Here is a 17,357-nt window from a genome sequence, read left to right as displayed (position 1 = left end):
GCGCATGACGGAACACGCAAAATTCCCCCTCGGTAAACTGCTGATCCAGAAAGGGGTCATCAGCGAAGACCAGCTGCGCATCGCCCTGATCGAGCAAAAACGCTCGAGCGAGCCGCTCGGTAAACTGCTCATCACGCTCGGTTTCGTGACCGAAGCGACGGTGCGCGAAGCGCTGTCCGAAAACCTGAACCAGCAAAGCGCCGACCTCACCAGCCTGGTGGTCGACGCCATCGCCCTGAAACTGATCCCGAAAGACGTGGCCAAGCGCTACCGCGTGTTCCCGATCGTGTACGAGCGCGATACCGACAACCTGATCCTGGCCATGGCCGACACCAGCAACATCGTCGCGCTCGACCAGATCAGCGCCATGCTGGTCAAGGGCATCACCATCGAAGCGATGCTGGTCAACGAATCGGACATCGCGCGCGCCATCGACCAGTACTACGGCTTCGAACTGTCGATCGACGGCATCCTGCTGGAGATTGAAACCGGCGAAGTCAATTACGCCGCCATGGCCGCCACCACCGACGAATACAGCCAGCCGATGGTGCGCCTGATGGACGCGCTGCTGGCCGACGCGGTGCAGAACGGCGCCTCCGACATCCACTTCGAGCCGGAGCAGAGTTTCCTGCGCATCCGCTACCGCATCGACGGCATCCTGCGCCAGATCCGCAGCCTGCACAAATCGTACTGGCCGGCGATGGCGGTGCGCCTGAAGGTGATGAGCAATATGAACATCGCCGAATCGCGCGCGCCGCAGGACGGGCGCATCTCGATCAAGTTCTCGGGCCGCCAGATCGACTTTCGGGCCTCCGCCCAGCCGACCACGCACGGCGAAAATTTCGTGCTGCGCGTGCTCGATCGCCAGAAGGGCCTGGTGCCGCTGGACGGCCTGGGACTGGGCGACGACGAACTGCATCTGTTAAAACTGATGATCGCGCGCCCGCACGGCGTGATTTTGGTGACCGGGCCGACCGGCAGCGGCAAGACCACCACCCTGTACTCGATCCTGAACCACATCAACACCGAGAGCGTCAACATCATGACCCTGGAAGACCCGGTCGAGTACCCGATGAACATGATCCGCCAGACCTCGATCAACGAATCGGCCAAGATGGGCTTTGCCGACGGCATCCGCTCGATGATGCGCCAGGACCCGGACATCATCCTGGTCGGCGAAGTGCGCGACAGGGAAACCGCCGAGATGGCGTTTTCGGCCGCCATGACCGGGCACCAGGTGTACACCACCCTGCACACGAATTCGGCCATCGGTTCGGTCTCGCGCCTGCTCGACATCGGCATCCTGCCCGACATCATGGCCGGGAACATCATCGGCATCATCGCCCAGCGCCTGGTGCGGCGCCTGTGCCAGTCGTGCAAGACGCAGTCGATCGCGGACGCCACCGAACGGCGCCTGCTCGGTCTGAGCGAGGAAGATCCGCCGGCCACCATCTGCCACGCCACCGGCTGCGAAGCCTGCGGCCACCAGGGCTACAAGGGCCGCATGGCGATCATGGAACTGCTCAAGGTGAACGCCGACATCGACGAAGCCATCGCCCGCCGCGCCTCGCTGCGCGAACTGAAAGACAGCGCGCGCGCCGCCGGTTTCCGCTCGCTGGTGGACGACGGCATGCGCCGCGTGCTGGAGGGGACCACTTCGCTCGACGAAGTGGCGCGCGTGGTCGACCTGACCGACAGGCTGGCCTGATGCCGCTGTACGCCTACCGCGCGATGGACCTGGCCGGCCAGCTGGTGCCCGGCGCCATGGACGCGACCAACAGCGCCGACCTGGAACTGCGCCTGCGCCGCATGGAGCTCGACCTGATCGACTTCCGCGTGGCGGGCCAGAAGGCGGTCGCCTTTGGCAAGCGCGTGGTGCGGCGCACCGACCTGATCAACTTCTGCTTCCACATGGAGCAGCTGACCGCCGCCGGCGTGCCGATTTTAGAGGGCCTGGGCGACCTGCGCGACTCGCTCGACCACCCGCGCTTTCGCGAGATTGTCACCGACCTGATCGAGTCGATCGAAGGCGGCCTGACCTTGTCGCAAGCGCTGCGCCACCACGACGAAGTGTTCGACAACACCTTCACCAGCCTGATTACCGCGGGCGAATCGAGCGGCAAGCTGGCCGAAGTATTCCGCAACCTGTCGGAAAGCCTGAAATGGCAGGACGAACTGGCCGCGCAGACAAAGAAAATCATCACCTACCCGATCGTGGTCGCGGTGGTGGTGCTGGCCGTGACCTTCTTCCTGATGATCGTGCTGGTGCCGCAGCTGACCTCCTTCATTAAAAACATGGGCGGCGAACTGCCGTTCCACACCAGGGCGCTGATCGCGGTGTCGAATGTCTTCATCCATTACTGGTACGTGCTGCTGGCGCTGCCGCTGCTGGCCTGGTTCGGCGCCCGCGCCTGGCTGCGCCGCAGCGACGGCGCGCGCATGCTGGCCGACGGCCTCAAACTGCGCCTGCCGCTGATCGGCCCCGTGCTGCACAAGATCATCCTGGCGCGCTTCGCCACCTTTTTCGGGCTGATGTACGGCTCCGGCATCACCATCCTCGAATGCATCCGCCTGTCCGAAGGCATTGTCGCCAACCGCGTGGTGGCGGCCGGCCTGCAGCGCGCCGCGCAGTTGATATCGGACGGCCAGAGCGTCACGCTGGCGTTCCAGAACAGCGGCATCTTCCCGCCGCTGGTGCTGCGCATGCTGCGCGTGGGCGAGTCCACCGGCTCGCTCGACAACGCCCTGCGCAACGTCAGCTACTTCTATAATCGCGAAGTGAAGGAAATGATCGAGCGCGTGCAGTCGCTGATCGAACCGGCCATGACGGTCACGCTTGGCCTGCTGCTCGGATGGATCATGCTGTCCGTGCTGGGACCGATCTACGACACCATGAGCCAGTTGAAAACCTGAGGACGGGTGTGCTGCCTAAACAATTATTCTATGTGACGAACGACCGGCTGTGCGCCTTCGACTGGCGCGCCGGCGTGCTCACGCCCGGGCCCTGCTTTTGCGCCGACCGTGACGGCATGGACGCCTTTGCGCGCTTTGTCGATGGCGCGACCGGCGCGCGCGCCTATCTGGTGGCCGACCTGGTCGAAGAAGACTTCGCACGCTGCCTGCTGCCGCACGTGCGCGGACGCGCGGGCCGCAACCTGGTCGAGCGGCGCCTCTCGCACGCCTACCGCGACACCCCGCTGCGCCACGCCGACATCCAGGACCGCGACAGCGAAGGCCGGCACGACGACCACGTCCTGTTCTCGGCCCTGACCAACGCCGCCATGGTGCAGCCGTGGGTGGCACTGATGGAGCAGAACCAGGTTCCGCTGGCGGGGCTGTATTCGGCGGCGCACCTGTCGGCGCAACTGGTGCGGCGCATGGGCATCGCCCAGGACCACCTGCTGCTGATCGCGGAAGAAGGCGGCGGCCTGCGCCAGAGCTACTTCCAGGGCCCCTACCTCAAGTTTTCGCGCCTGACCGTGCTGGCCGCGCACGACGACGTGGTCGAAGCCACCGCGTCCGAGACGGCCAAGATGCAGCAGTTCCTCACCAGCACCCGCCTGCTGGGGCGCGGCGAGATGCTGCACGTGGTGGTGCTGTCCCCCGTGGAGCGCGTGCCGGCGCTGGAACAGCGCTGCGAGGACGACCCGGAACTGGCCTTTCATTTCATCGACATCGACAGCGCCTGCGCGCGCCTGAAACTGGCGGGCGACGTCGACACGGCCGAACAGCTGTTACTGGGCCTCCTGGGGCGCGACGCGCCGGACAGCCAGTACCCGCCTGGTGCGGCCGGCCGCTTTTACCAACTCTGGCGCGCGCGCCTGGCGCTCAACTGCGCCAGCGGCGCGATTGCCTTTGCCGGCGCACTGTGGCTGCTCGGCAGCGCCTGGGGCGGCGTGCGCGATGGCCAGGAGGCGACGCGCCTGTCCGCCGAGGCGGCGCAGCTCGATGCGCGCTACCGCGCCATCATGGCCAGCCTGCCGCCGACGCCTGCGCGCAGCGCCAACATGAAGGCCGCGGTGCAGCTCGACGCCCTGCTCGCCGCCACCGCGCCCGCTCCGGCGCCGCTGGTGGCGCTGGTGAGCCGCTCGCTCGAACGCGCGCCGGCGATCCGCCTGCTGGCGCTGGACTGGCAGGTGCAGCAGCCGTTGGTAGCGCAACCGGGGCAAGACGGCGGCCTGTTCAAACAAAGCGACGGCGCCATCGAGCCGATTCCCGCCAGCGTGGTCGGGCTGCCAGGCGCGCCGGTGCAGGTGCTGCGCATCGACGGCGAAGTCGCGTTCGGGCCGTCGGATTACCGCGCCATCCTCGACAGCGTGAACCAGTTCGCACTGGACATGGCCCGCAACCCCGGCGTGGCGGTGCACATCGTCGAAGCGCCGGTGGACGTGCGCCAGAACGTCAAGTTAAGCGGCAAGACCGACAGCGGCGACGCCGCATCGGCCAGGCCCCGCTTCGTCATCAACGTGACCTGGAAACCATGATGGCCAAACCGAACGCCCTGCGCGGCAAAGCGGCCGAGGCCATCGCCCCGACCTGGCGCGATGAACTGAACCTGATCGCCGCGCCGGCCAGGCTGTGCGCCGGCGTGCTGCTTGGCGCCGCACTGCTGGTGGGCGCCGCATCGTGGTACAGGGCGCAGCAGGCGGGCGAGCTGGCGCAGGCGGCCCAGGTGCGCGCTACGGCGGCGGGCCGCTTCCAGAACGTGGAATCGGAAAAACAGGATATCGCCATCTACCAGCCGCGTTTTATGGAACTGCAGGCCGACGGCTTGATCGGCGACGAAAACCGGCTGGCCTGGATCGAAACCATCAAGGCGATCCAGGGCAAGCGCAAGCTGGTCTCGGCCAGCTACGAAATCGAACCGCAGCAGGCGCTGGTATTTGCCGCCCCCATGGCGCTGGGCGACTACCGGCTGCGCGGCAGCCGCATGCGGGTCGAACTGGGACTGGTGCACGAACTGGACCTGTTCCACTTCATCGACGACCTGCGCGCGGCCGGGCGCTTTACGGTCCAGGACTGCAAGATGAAACGCACCGAGGCACCGGCCGAATCGGTCGGGGTGGCGCGCCTGACGGCCAACTGCACCCTGGTGTTCCTGACGCTGGCGAAAGGAACGCCATGAAACTGATTGTCTCCGCCTGCATTCTGCTCAGCGCAGCCATGAGTGCCCAAACCCAGGCCCAGGCCCAGATCGGGCGCCTGTTCACCACGCCGGCCGAACGCCAGCAGCTCGATATCGCCCGCGGCCTGGTCGCGCCGCCGCCAGCGCCGCCGGTGGTGCAAGCGCCGCCCGCGCCGCAGCCGATGACCGTCAACGGCTTCGTGCGGCGCAGCAGCGGCAAGTCCACAGTCTGGGTCAACAACGAGGCGCAGGACGGCGCGCGCAACCGCTTCAGCGGACCGGCGCAAGCCCCGCGCGTGAGCGTGACGCTGCCGTCGGGCCAGCACGTCAGCGTCAAGCCCGGACAGAGCGTCGACGCCAACGCCGGCACGGTCACCGAGCACAAGCCATGAAACGCGTCCAGGGAGGATTCAGCCTGGTCGAAATGGCCGTGGTGCTGGTCATCGCCGGCCTGATGATCGGCGGCTTGCTCACGCCGCTGGCGGTGCAGATGGAGCAGCGCAAGATCAGCGACACCCAGAAAACCATGGACGAAGCGCGCGAAGCGCTGATGGGATTCGCGCTGCGCAACGGCTACCTGCCCTGCCCCGCCGTCTCGCCGGTCAACGGCCTGGAAGACCGCAGCGGCGCCACCTGCCGCGACGGCAAGCGCCAGGGCGTGCTGCCGTGGGCCACGCTCGGCCTGCCCAAACTCGATAGCTGGGGGCGCGCCTTCCACTACAGCGTGGCGCCGGCGTACAGCAACAGCGGCACCATGTTCACCCTGCAAAGCCCGCGCGACATCACCGTCGGCACGCGCGACGCGCGTGGCAACCTGGTGGCGGCGACGGCGATTAACGATATTCCGGCGGTGATCGTCTCGCACGGGAAAAATGGCGCCGGCGGCTTTGGCGACAGCGGCATCCGCATGGCCGACACCAGCAGCACCAACCTCGACGAGCGCACTAACGCCGGCAGTACCGGCATCGCCTTCGTGACGCGCACCCCGAGCGACAGCCCCACCGCGCCCGGCGGCGAGTACGACGACCTGGTGATCTGGCTCTCGCCGAATGTGCTGTTCAACCGCATGGTCGCCGCCGGAACGCTGCCGCGCTAGGTCATGCTGGGATTCATTCGTACCATCGCCACCTACACCCTGCTCGAAGCGCTGCGTAATCGCTTGGCCTGGGTGCTGGGCGCTCTGGCCATCGGCGCGGTGGCGCTGGGCGGCTTTCTGGGCCAGCTGGCGCTGACCGAAAGCGCCGCGCTGCAAGCGGCCCTGCTGGCGGCGCTGCTGCGCGTGTGCTGCGTGCTGCTGGTGGCCGGTTTTGTGGCCACCAGCGTGGTACGCGAAGCGGGCGACAAGGGCCAGGAACTGCTGCTTGCGCTGGCGCTGCCGCGCGCGGCGTACGTGCTGGGCAAACTGGCCGGCTTCGGGCTGGTGGCACTGCTGCCCGCGCTGCTGTTCGGCGTGCTGGCGTTGACCCTGGCGCCGGCCGCATGGTGCGCAGCGTGGGCGCTGTCGCTGTGGTGCGAACTGTGGATTGTCGCCGCATTTGCCCTGCTGTGCGTCCTCACCTTCGGGCAGGTACTGGCGGCGCTGGCGGCCACGCTGGCCTTCTATGTGCTGGCGCGCGCCATCGCCAGCCTGCAAGCGATGGCGCAGGATGCGGCGGCGCTTGTGCGTACTGCCATCGACGCGCTGTCGGCTATGCTGCCGCATCTGGACCAGTTCACGCGCAGCGAATGGCTGGTGTACGGCGGTGCGCAGGTGGCGCCGCTGCTGGCGCAGACGGCGATCTACGTGGCGTTGCTGGGCGCCGCCGCGCTGTTCGACTTTTACCGCAAGGACCTGTGATGGCCGCGCGCGTGCCACTGCCCGTGACGCTGCTGCTTGGCGCCGCGCTGGCGCTTCAGGTGGGCTACCAGGCCGTGCGCGCACCGCCGCATCGGGTGGCGAGCAAGCTGGAAGATGCACCGCCGCTGGCCGTGCTGCGCCTGGCCAGCCTGGGCGAACCGGTGGCGCTGGCCAAGGCCATGACGCTGCACGCGCAAGGCCAGGACGCGGCCGACACGCCGCTCAACAGCATCGATTACGTGGCCTTGCGCAGCTGGTTCGAGCGCATCGTCGACCTCGATCCGCGCGGGCAGGCCCCGCTGCTGGCCGCGAGCCAGGTGTACGCCGCCAGTTCCGACCCGGCGCGCACCCGCATCATGCTCGATTTTGTGTACTGCCGATTTGGCGAAGACCCCGACCGGCGCTGGCCGTGGCTGGCGCATGCGGCGCTGGTGGCGCGCCACCGGCTGCACGATGCGGCGCTGGCGCGGCAATATGCCCGGGCCATCCGCACCCGTGTGACAAACGGCGTGCTGCCCGCGTGGGCGCGCCAGATGGAACTGTTCATCCTCGACGACATGGGCGAGGACGACAGTGCGAAGGCGCTGATCGGCGCCATGCTGGCCAGCGGCCAGGTCAGCGATCCGCGCGAACTGGCGTGGCTGGAACGGCGCCTGCACGACATTTCGGCGCGCCAGCGCCAGGCCCATCCTTGATAGGCTAGAATAATCGCAGGAACAGAACAGACCGGCCGTCACCAGAGAGAGAACCACATGCAACGACAACAAGGCTTTACCCTCGTCGAAATCGCCATCGTGCTGGTGATCATCGGCCTGCTGCTGGGTGGCGTGCTCAAGGGCCAGGGGCTGATCGACAGCGCCAAGGTCAAGAACATCATCCAGCAGTCGAACTCGCTGTCGGCGGCGGTGAACGCCTACCAGGACAAATTTCGCGCGCTGCCGGGCGACGACGTGCAGGCCACCACCCACGTGGCGGGCGCCACAGCCAACGGCAACGGCGACGGCCAGATCACCGAATATCTGGCGGCGCCGCAGCACCTGGCCTTGTCCGGCTTTATAACCGGGGCCTACAACGGCACCACCGACTTCATGACCAGCGCCCAGGGCGGCGCGGTGTACATCTACAACGACGCTGTGGGCGGGCGCAGCGGCAACGGTTTGCGCTTCGACAACCTGCCCGACTCCTTCGCCCAGCAGCTCGACAGCAAGCTCGACGACGGCAACGCCACCAGCGGCGCCGTGCGCGCGACCGCGCCGTACACCAACACCGGCAGCATCGTCACCCGCACCGCATTGTTTTTCTGAACCAACTGCAAGGACCCATGCTTCCTACCTCCCAGCGCCGGCGCGTGTTTTTGATGCGCCATGGCAGCGTTACCTACTTCGACGCCTCCGGCAAACCCTTCCTTCCCGAAACCGTCCCCCTCAACGAGCAAGGCTGCGCCCAGGCCAGCGCCGCCGGGCACGCCTTTGCCACCGAAGGCATTTATTTCGACCGCGTGATCGTCTCCGGCCTGCCGCGCACGGTCGAAACCGCCAAGCGCGTGCTGGCCGCGACCGGACAAGGGATAGACATCGAAATCTGGCCGGAGTTCGAAGAAATTCGCGGTGGGCGCCTGTCGACCATTGCCGATGCCGACCTGAAGGATGCCTTCACGGGTGCGTTCGAAGGCATGGTCGGTGAAGAAAAGCGCTTTTTGGGAGGCGAATCGGTGGGCGAGTTGATGGACCGGATCCACCCGGCGGTAACGCGCCTGCGCGGGCAGGACGACTGGGACACGCTGCTGCTGGTGCTCCATGGCGGCGTGAACTGCGCGATTCTGTCGCTGGCGCTCACCGGCCAGCGCATGTTCCTGGGCGGCCTGTCGCAAACGGCCGGCTGCATCAACGCGCTCGACGTGGGCGAGGCCGAGACCGATTGGGTGGTGCGCTTCGTCAACTACTCCCCACCGTCGCCGCTGCAAACCAGCACCCGCAGCACCACGATGGAACAGTTGTACGAGCAATACCGGCTCTCGCGCTAACCTTCCCTCCCACAACATTTCCTAACCGGGGTCAGAGCTCTGACTCGAAACATTTCTAATTAAAGCTCTGACCCTGGTTGTAGGAGTTGTAGAAGAAATCGTGGGAAATAGGCGAAGGAGTGCAGTAAGAATTCTCTTCAATCGACACGTGCGCGCATCGCCTGCCCTCTCAAACGAAGTCGATCGTTGACTAAAGAAACATCCTCACAGCAACACCGGGGTCAGAGCTTTAACGCGCAACATTTTAACGATTAATCTCGTTTTATCATGTCATGTGGAAATATTGCTGATTAAAGCTCTGACCCCGGTTGTAGGAAAAACAGAAATTAGTACGACCGTTCTATTCATGAGCTAGAATAGACTCAAACAACCAGCGGGAGACAAGATGTTCGAGGAAATGATGGGGACCAAGCCGGTCTCGGAGCGCCAGAAATTCGATGTCGATGCCCTCGACGCCTATTTGCGCGCGCATGTGGAGGGCTACCCCGGCGGCCCGCTGGACGTGGTGCAGTTCAAGGGCGGGCAGTCCAATCCCACCTTCAAGATCAGCGCCGGCGGCCAGCATTATGTGTTACGCACCAAGCCCGGGCCGGCTGCCAAGCTGTTGCCGTCCGCGCATGCCATCGAGCGCGAATTTCGCGTCATGGACGCTCTGCAAAAAGCCGGCTTCCCGGCCGCCCGCCAGTACGCGCTGTGCACCGACGAGGCGGTCATCGGGCGCGCCTTCTACGTCATGCAATTCGTCGACGGCCGCGTGCTGTGGGACCAGTCCCTGCCCGGCATGACGCCTGCCGAACGGGGCGCCATCTACGACGAACTGAACCGCGTCATCGCCAGCCTGCACACGGTCGACTACGCCGCCATCGGCCTGGCCGATTACGGCAAGCCCGGCAACTATTTCGCGCGCCAGATCGAACGCTGGACGCGCCAGTACCAGGCGTCGGTCACCGAACCCATCGAGGCCATGGACCAGCTCATCGCCTGGCTGCCGCACAACATTCCGCCGGGCGACGATACCGCCATCGTGCATGGCGACTTCCGCCTCGATAACATGATTTTCCACCCGACCGAGCCGCGCATCCTGGCCGTGCTCGACTGGGAACTGTCGACCCTGGGCCATCCGGCGGCGGATTTTTCCTACCATTGCATGAGTTGGCACATTCCTCCCGGCCAGTTCCGCGGCATTGCCGGGCTCGATCTGGACGCGCTCGGCATTCCCACCCAGGAAGCGTATATCGCGGCCTACGCCGCACGCACCGGCAAGACCATCCGCATCGAGGATTTCAATTTTTACCTGGCCTACAATATGTTCCGCCTGGCCGGCATCATGCAGGGCATCATGAAACGCTACGTCGACGGCACCGCCTCCAGCGCCCAGGCCCTCGAGAACGGCAAGGCCGCGCGGCCCATGGCCGAACTCGGTTGGCAGTACGCACAGCGCGCCATTTCTCTTTCCAAGGACAACTAATGAACTTCGATTACTCCGACCGCTGCAAAGAGTTGCAGGCGCGCCTGCTCGCCTTCATGGATCAGCACGTTTATCCGAACGAGAATGCCTTCAAGCAGGAAGTCGACAATAACGGCACGCAAAAGGGCAACCGCTGGATTCCGACCGAACTGATCGAACGGCTCAAGCCGCTGGCGCGCGAGCAGGGTCTGTGGAATCTGTTCCTGCCGAAATCGGTGCGCGCGCCGGAAGGCTTGTCCAACCTCGACTACGCGCCGCTGTGCGAAATCATGGGCCGGGTCGGCTGGGCGCCGGAAGTGTTCAACTGCGCCGCGCCGGACACCGGCAACATGGAAACCATCGAGCGCTACGGCAGCGAAGAGCACAAGCACACCTGGCTCGAACCCTTGCTGCGCGGCGAGATCCGCTCGGCCTTCGCCATGACCGAGCCGGCCGTGGCTTCGTCCGATGCGACCAATATCGAAACCCGCATCGAGCGTGACGGCGGCGACTATGTGATCAACGGGCGCAAGTGGTGGATTTCGGGCGCGGGCGATCCGCGCTGCAAGATTTTCATCGTCATGGGCAAGACCGACCCACAAGCGGCGCGCCATGCTCAGCAATCGATGATCCTGGTACCGGCCGACACGCCCGGCATCACCATCGTCCGTCCGCTGCCGGTGTTCGGCTACGACGACGCTCCGCACGGCCACTGCGAAATCCTGTTCGAGAACGTGCGCGTGCCGGCCTCCAGCCTGCTGCTGGGCGAGGGACGCGGCTTCGAGATCGCCCAGGGCCGCCTGGGACCGGGCCGCATCCACCATTGCATGCGCGCCATCGGCGTGGCCGAACGCGCGCTGGAACTGATGTGCCTGCGCCTGAACAGCCGCGTAGCTTTCGGCAAGAAAATTTCGGACCAGGGCGTGTGGCGCGAGCGCATCGCCGAATCGCGCATCCAGATCGACACGGCGCGCCTGCTGACGCTCAAGACCGCGGCGTTGATGGATACCGTGGGCAACAAGCACGCCCAGGCCGAGATCGCCATGATCAAGGTATTGGCGCCGAACGTGGCCCAGCAGGTGCTGGACTGGGCAATCCAGGCGCACGGGGCGGCGGGCGTGTCGGACGAGTTCCCGCTGGCCTACCAGTGGGCCGGCAACCGCACCCTGCGCCTGGCCGACGGCCCGGACGAAGTGCACCGCAACGCCATCGCCAAGATCGAACTGGCCAAGCACATCAAGCTGGACGAAGACCTGGCGCTGCCGATCACCCGCTCCTGATCCGCACCAATCCAGCCGGCAATGTTTTTAAACCGGGGTCTGTCCCCGGTTTAAAAACATGTTGATGCGGCAACAAGCGCACGGCTGGCGTAAAGTGCTTTCAAGAAGAGGCCCGCTCGGCTACCATCGTCCTCACAGCGGTGCGTGGCGCCGCGTTTGATGCGGCGAAAGGTTCGGGCAGTGTCGTTTTCATCACGTTCCACCCTCCCCTCGATCCGCTCGAAGACCGCCAAGCTGGTCCTGGCCTGCGCCGTGCCGACCCTGATCGGCTTTGCCGCCCTGTCTTACGATTCCTTCCAGCGCGAACACGCCAACCTGCTGCGCGATGCCGAGCGGCTGGCGCAACATGTGCTCATGGCGGTCGAACGCGATCTCGATGCCGGCGAAACGGCCGCGCGCGCCCTGGCCAGTTCGCCCAGCCTGACCAGCGCCGACCTGGCCGATTTTCATTACCAGGCGCGCTCGATCCTCGGCCCGGAATTCCCCGGCTTTGCCTTCGTGCTGAGCGACCTCGATGGCCAGCCCCTGCTCAACACGCGCGTCGCCCACGGCCTGCCGCTGCCGCCCAACGGCAACGCCGAGAACATTCGCCAGGTGGCGCGCAGCGGCCTGGCCGCCACCTCGGACCTGTACCGCGCCGGCCCCGCTGCTGCCTATACCGTCTCGGTCGAGGTGCCGGTACGGCGCCATGGCGAAGTGGTGTACGTGCTGTCGGCCCAGCTGCGTCCCGAGCGCTTCAACCAGCTGCTGGCCGAACAGCGCCTGCCGCCGCGCTGGAACGCGCAGGTGCTCGACCGCCGCGACGTTATTGTGGCGCGCTCAATCGCGCCCGACAAATTCATCGGCGCGCTGGCACGTCCCGAGATGGCCAGCCTGGCGCGGCGCGCCAACGCCGGCACCGCCGAACTGATCTCGCGCGAGGGCGTGCGCGTCATCTCCAGCCTGCAGCGCTCCCCCAAGCGTGGCTGGTACGCCACGGTGGCCCTGCCGCGCGACGCCGCCTACGACGCCCTGCGCGAGGCCCTCGCCAGCGTGTTCCTGAGCGTGGCGGCGCTGCTGGTGGTCGGTTTTGCGGCCGCCTGGACCATCGGCGGCGTGATCGGACGCTCGGTGCGTTCGCTGTGCGCGCCGGCGGCGGCGCTCGGGCGCGGCGAGCCGCTCGACCTGCCGCCCATGCAGATCCGCGAAGTGGCCGAGGTGGCCGGCGCCCTGCAGCACATGGAGGGCGAACTGCAACGCTACCGCAACAACCTCGAAACCCTGGTGGCCGAACGCACCGGCGAACTGCAACGCGCCAACGCCCTGCTCGAAACCGTGTACGCCACCGCGCCGGTCGGCCTGGCCCTGCTCGACGCCGACCTGCGCATCGTCATGGTCAACGACTACCTGGCCGCCGTCAACGCGATTCCCGTGGCCGAGCACCTGGGGCGCACCCTGCCCGAACTGCTCGGCCCCCTCGGCGTGGAGTACGAGCAGGCCTATCGCCAGGTGCGCGATACCGGCCTGCCGATCATGTCGGCCCACGAATCGCGCCCGGTCCCGGGCTCGCCCGATGTGGAAAGCCACTGGGTAGTCAGCTACCACCCGGTGTTCGGGGCCGACCATGCGCTGGTCGGCATCAGCGCCGTGGTACTCGACGTGAGCGAACGCAAGCTGCTGTCGGAGCGCCTGCGCGACGTCAACGAGCAGTTCCGCGCGCTGTACGAAATGTCGGGCGACGCCCACATGCTGATCGCCCAGGGGGCCGGCTTCATCGGCGGCAACCAGGCGGCGGTGCGTATCTACGGCTGCGCCGGCATCGACGAATTCCTGACCCTGTCGCCGGCCACCACCTCGCCCGAATTCCAGCCCGACGGCCGCCGTTCGGCCGAGAAGGCCGAACAGTTCATCCGCTACGCGATCGACAATGGCAGCCACCATTTCGAGTGGCTGCACATGCGCCGCGACGGCACCCTGTTCCACGCCGACGTGCTGCTCACCAGCGTCAATATCGGCGGCAAGGGCATCTTGCAGTCGACCGTGCGCGATATCAGCGAGCGCGTGGCCGCCGAAAAGGCCCTGCGCGCCACCAGCGAACGGCTCGAGCAGAGCGAACGCTTCATCCGCACCGTGACCGACAACGTGCCCGGCATGGTGGCCTACTGGGACGCCGAACTGCGCTGCCAGTTCGCCAACCGCCTGTACCTGGAGCTGTGCGGGCGCAGCGCCGTCGAGATGACCGGCGCACGCATGGACGACGTGCTCGGCCCCGACACCATGGCCGACATCGCCCCGCACCTGCGCGAGGTCCTGGCCGGCAAGTCCGCCCACTTCGCGCGCGAGCTCAATTTAGCGTCCGGCGAAGTGCGCCACACCTGGGCCAACTACATTCCCGACTTCGACGAAGACGGCGCGGTGCGCGGTTTTTATGTGCTGATCTCGGACGTGTCGGAACTCAAGCGCACCGAGTTGCGCCTGCAGTCGCTCAACGAGCAGTTGATCGGCGCGCTGGAACGGGCCGAATCGGCCAGCAGCGCGAAAAGCGCGTTCCTGGCCAATATGAGCCACGAAATCCGCACGCCCATGAACGCCATCATGGGCCTGGCGCGCCTGCTGGAAGAAGGTGCGCTGGAGCGGCGCGAGCGCAGTTATGTCGCCAAGATCAAGATGTCGACCCGCTCGCTGATGGGCATCCTCTCCGACGTGCTCGATTTTTCCAAGATCGAGGCGGGCCAGCTGGTGCTCGAAGCGTCGCCCTTCAGGCTGTGCCAGGTCCTCGACAGCATGTCGGTGCTGTTGTCGGCCAACGCCTGGGGCAAGGGGGTGGAGCTGGTGTACGCGGTGGCGCCGGACGTGCCGCTGTTCGTGGTGGGCGACGCGCTGCGGCTCGAACAGGTGCTCCTGAACCTGATCGGCAATGCGATCAAGTTCACCGAACAGGGCGAGGTGGTGTTGTCGGTCACCCGCCGCAGCGAGATCGGCGGCGTGCTGGTGCTCGATTTTTCGGTGCGCGACAGCGGCATCGGCATCGCCATGGAACAGCAGGAGCACATGTTCGACGCCTTTTCGCAGGGCGACAGCTCGACCAGCCGCAAATACGGCGGGACCGGCCTGGGACTGGCGATCTGCCGCCGCCTGGTGGGCCTGATGGGCGGTACCCTGGGCGTGCGCAGCGAACTCGGTGCGGGCGCGGAATTCTTTTTCGATGCGGCCTTCGGCTTGGCCGCGGGGGACGACCCGGCCAATCTGCCCGCGCTGCCCGATGGCGCGCCGCGCTCGGTGCTGGTGGTCGATGACAACGCCAGCGCGCGCAAGGCCATTGCGCACATGTGCGCCGGCGTCGGCTGGCGCGTCGAGACCGCCGCCAGTGGCGCCGAGGCGCTCGAACGCCTGCGCACTTCCACCCGCGCCGGCGCTCCCTACGACCTGATGTTCCTCGATACCGCGATGGCGGAACTGGACGGCATCGCGGTATTGACGTTCGCCCGCGCCGATCCGGCCATCGCCATGCCGCGCTGCGCGCTGATGGTGGCCGAGAGCGCGCGCGAGCAGTTGATCGGCCTGCAGGATGACCTGAAACTCGACGCCATCCTGAGCAAACCGGTGACGCGGCTGGCGCTGATGGCGGCGGCGCTTGAACTCCATACCGGGAAGGCGGCCCCCGAGGTCTCGGCCGGCATGCCGCTGGCCGGCCGCCTCAAGGGCATGTACGTCCTGCTGGTGGAGGACAATCCGATCAACCAGGAGGTGGCCAGGTACATCCTGCTGCACGCCGGCGCCGCGGTCGACATCGCGGCCAACGGGCGCATTGCGGTCAGCATGCTGGCCGACGCCCCGAGCCGCTACGATGCGGTGCTGATGGATATCCAGATGCCGGTGATGAACGGTTACGAGGCGGCCGAGGCGATCCGGCGCATGGGCGTCGATACACTGCCGATCATCGCCATGACCGCCAACGCGATGGAGGAAGACCGGCGCTGCGCGATCGCGGCCGGCATGAACGCGCATGTGGCCAAGCCGATCGATGTGGACGACATGGTCAATACCCTGATCCGGGTGTGCGCGCGCGAAGATATGCGCAACGGGGTGCGCCAGCCGGGGGCATCGGCCAGCACCGCCATCATCGCACCGGCGCTGCCCGATAACACGCCGCGCGTGGACATTCCCGGCATCGACCTGGCCTCGACCTTGCCGCGTTTCGGCGGCCACTTGGATAACTTCGTGACCTTGTTCAAGCGTTTCGAGAGTTCGCAGGGCCAGACCCTGGACGAGGTGCGCGCGCTGCTGCGCGGCGAGCAGCGCCAGGAAGCGATCCAGCTGGTGCACCGCTTGCGCGGGGTGGCCGCCAACCTGGGGGCGAGCGAGCTGGCGGCGCTGGCCTTCGATTTTGAACAAGCCTTGCGCAGCGCCGGCAGCGCCGAGCTGACGGTGCGCCTGGGCGCCCTCGACAAGGCGCTGCAGGCGGTGTTCGAGACCGCGCGCGCCCTGCCTGCCCCGGCCGCCGCCGGCGTGCGCCCGGGGACACAAGACCCCGCACAACTCGACGCGGCGCTGGCGGAACTGCTTGCTTTGCTTCAGAATAACAACCTGAAGGCGATGTCGGCTTTCGATGCCCTGCGTCCGGCCCTGGACGCGGCCCTGGCCCCGGCCGTGGCGGGCGCGCTGGGCGACGCCGTCGCCACGCTCGGTTTTGCCAACGCCGCGCTGCAGGTGCAAGCGATTTTGAAACGAAGGGACCGTGCATGAGTTGGACCGATATGGCAAGGAACGGACGAATCCTGATCGTCGACGACGCGATGGAGAACATCCAGATCCTGCACCAGGCCTTGCAGGACGAGCACGAGGTGGTGTTCGCGATGAACGGCGCCAAGGCGCTGCATATCGCCCAGACCCAGCGTCCCGACCTGATCCTGCTTGATGCGATGATGCCCGACATGGACGGCTACGCTGTGTGCCGCGCCTTGCGCGAGTCGGGGGCCACGCGCGACATCCCGATCATTTTCGTCACGGCCCTCAAGACGCCGGAAGATGAAACGCGCGCGCTTGAAGCCGGCGCGGCCGATTTCATCACCAAGCCGGTCAACGCGGCGGTGGTGCGGGCGCGCGTGCGCACGCAGCTGACCGTCAAGCGCCAGAGCGACGCGCTGCGCGAACTGACCCTGACTGACGGCCTGACCGGGGTGGCCAACCGGCGCGGCTTCGACGAGGCCATGGACACCGAATGGCGCCGCTGCGCGCGCGCCAAAACACCGCTGGCGCTGATCATCGCCGACATCGACCATTTCAAGGCCTATAACGACGCCTACGGACACCAGGCCGGCGACGATTCCCTGGTGCGGGTGGGCGCGGCCATGCGGCGCGCGGCGGCGCGCCCGCAGGACCTGGTGGCGCGCTACGGTGGCGAGGAATTCGTGATCTTGCTGCCGCAGGAAGACAAGCGCGGTGCCGAGGTGGTGGCCAGAAAGCTGCTCGACGAGATTGCGCAGTTGGCCATCCCGCACGAAAAATCCGGCGCCTCGCCGTGGCTGACCCTGAGCATGGGCGTGGCCAGCCTGATGCCGGGCGACGGCCTCACCACCGGTGGCCTGATCAAGACCGCCGACGCGCTGCTATACGAGGCCAAGGCCGGTGGGCGCAACCGGTATTGTTTACAGGTCGATTAAGAC

At 66.5% G+C, this 17,357-nt stretch carries 14 protein-coding genes; all 14 read left to right on the top strand.

Annotation, left to right across the window (positions count from 1 at the left end; genetic code table 11):
- Window positions 1-4: 4 nt before the first annotated feature.
- The 14 genes from F1609_RS05495 (at window position 5) to F1609_RS05430 (ending at window position 17,354) form a co-directional block, all read left to right on the top strand.
- Window positions 5-1,708 carry a GspE/PulE family protein gene (locus F1609_RS05495; RefSeq protein ID WP_167075456.1) on the top strand — a complete coding sequence of 568 codons (1,704 nt, stop codon included), beginning with the start codon at window positions 5-7 and terminating at the stop codon, window positions 1,706-1,708.
- Entirely contained in the window at window positions 1,708-2,913 is a 1,206-nt protein-coding gene (locus F1609_RS05490) for a type II secretion system F family protein (protein ID WP_167075454.1), read from the top strand. Before F1609_RS05495 ends, F1609_RS05490 begins: the two co-directional genes overlap by 1 nt.
- Before the next feature lie 32 nt (window positions 2,914-2,945).
- Window positions 2,946-4,484 (top strand): hypothetical protein, encoded by a 1,539-nt coding sequence (locus tag F1609_RS05485; protein ID WP_167075452.1) that lies wholly within the window; start codon window positions 2,946-2,948, stop codon window positions 4,482-4,484.
- Entirely contained in the window at window positions 4,481-5,125 is a 645-nt protein-coding gene (locus F1609_RS05480; protein WP_167075450.1) for a hypothetical protein, read from the top strand. The genes F1609_RS05485 and F1609_RS05480 overlap by 4 nt, the downstream gene beginning before the upstream one ends.
- A complete protein-coding gene (locus F1609_RS05475; protein ID WP_167075448.1) occupies window positions 5,122-5,517 on the top strand; it encodes a hypothetical protein in 396 nt (131 codons plus the stop codon). Before F1609_RS05480 ends, F1609_RS05475 begins: the two co-directional genes overlap by 4 nt.
- A complete protein-coding gene (locus F1609_RS05470; RefSeq protein ID WP_167075446.1) occupies window positions 5,514-6,221 on the top strand; it encodes a prepilin-type N-terminal cleavage/methylation domain-containing protein in 708 nt (235 codons plus the stop codon). The genes F1609_RS05475 and F1609_RS05470 overlap by 4 nt, the downstream gene beginning before the upstream one ends.
- A 3-nt stretch (window positions 6,222-6,224) precedes the next feature.
- Window positions 6,225-6,962 (top strand): ABC transporter permease, encoded by a 738-nt coding sequence (locus tag F1609_RS05465; protein WP_167075444.1) that lies wholly within the window; start codon window positions 6,225-6,227, stop codon window positions 6,960-6,962.
- A complete protein-coding gene (locus tag F1609_RS05460) occupies window positions 6,962-7,657 on the top strand; it encodes a hypothetical protein (RefSeq protein WP_167075442.1) in 696 nt (231 codons plus the stop codon). The genes F1609_RS05465 and F1609_RS05460 overlap by 1 nt, the downstream gene beginning before the upstream one ends.
- Before the next feature lie 57 nt (window positions 7,658-7,714).
- Window positions 7,715-8,266, top strand: a complete 552-nt coding sequence (locus tag F1609_RS05455) for a prepilin-type N-terminal cleavage/methylation domain-containing protein (protein WP_167075440.1) — start codon at window positions 7,715-7,717, stop codon at window positions 8,264-8,266.
- 17 nt (window positions 8,267-8,283) lie between these two features.
- Window positions 8,284-8,985: a histidine phosphatase family protein gene (locus tag F1609_RS05450; RefSeq protein WP_167075438.1), complete on the top strand. Its 702-nt coding sequence runs from the start codon at window positions 8,284-8,286 to the stop codon at window positions 8,983-8,985.
- A 385-nt stretch (window positions 8,986-9,370) separates the two neighbouring features.
- The gene (locus F1609_RS05445) at window positions 9,371-10,453 is read left to right on the top strand and encodes a phosphotransferase (RefSeq protein WP_167075436.1); all 1,083 of its coding nucleotides are present in this window, start codon (window positions 9,371-9,373) and stop codon (window positions 10,451-10,453) included.
- Window positions 10,453-11,712: an acyl-CoA dehydrogenase family protein gene (locus F1609_RS05440; RefSeq protein WP_167075435.1), complete on the top strand. Its 1,260-nt coding sequence runs from the start codon at window positions 10,453-10,455 to the stop codon at window positions 11,710-11,712. Before F1609_RS05445 ends, F1609_RS05440 begins: the two co-directional genes overlap by 1 nt.
- A 180-nt stretch (window positions 11,713-11,892) precedes the next feature.
- Window positions 11,893-16,437, top strand: a complete 4,545-nt coding sequence (locus F1609_RS05435; RefSeq protein ID WP_167075433.1) for a response regulator — start codon at window positions 11,893-11,895, stop codon at window positions 16,435-16,437.
- The gene (locus F1609_RS05430; protein WP_167075431.1) at window positions 16,434-17,354 is read left to right on the top strand and encodes a diguanylate cyclase; all 921 of its coding nucleotides are present in this window, start codon (window positions 16,434-16,436) and stop codon (window positions 17,352-17,354) included. The genes F1609_RS05435 and F1609_RS05430 overlap by 4 nt, the downstream gene beginning before the upstream one ends.
- Window positions 17,355-17,357 lie beyond the last annotated feature (3 nt).

Source organism: Massilia aquatica (genome assembly GCF_011682045.1).
Lineage (GTDB): Bacteria > Pseudomonadota > Gammaproteobacteria > Burkholderiales > Burkholderiaceae_D > Telluria_A > Telluria_A aquatica.
This window is presented reverse-complemented; position numbering and strand designations above follow the sequence as displayed.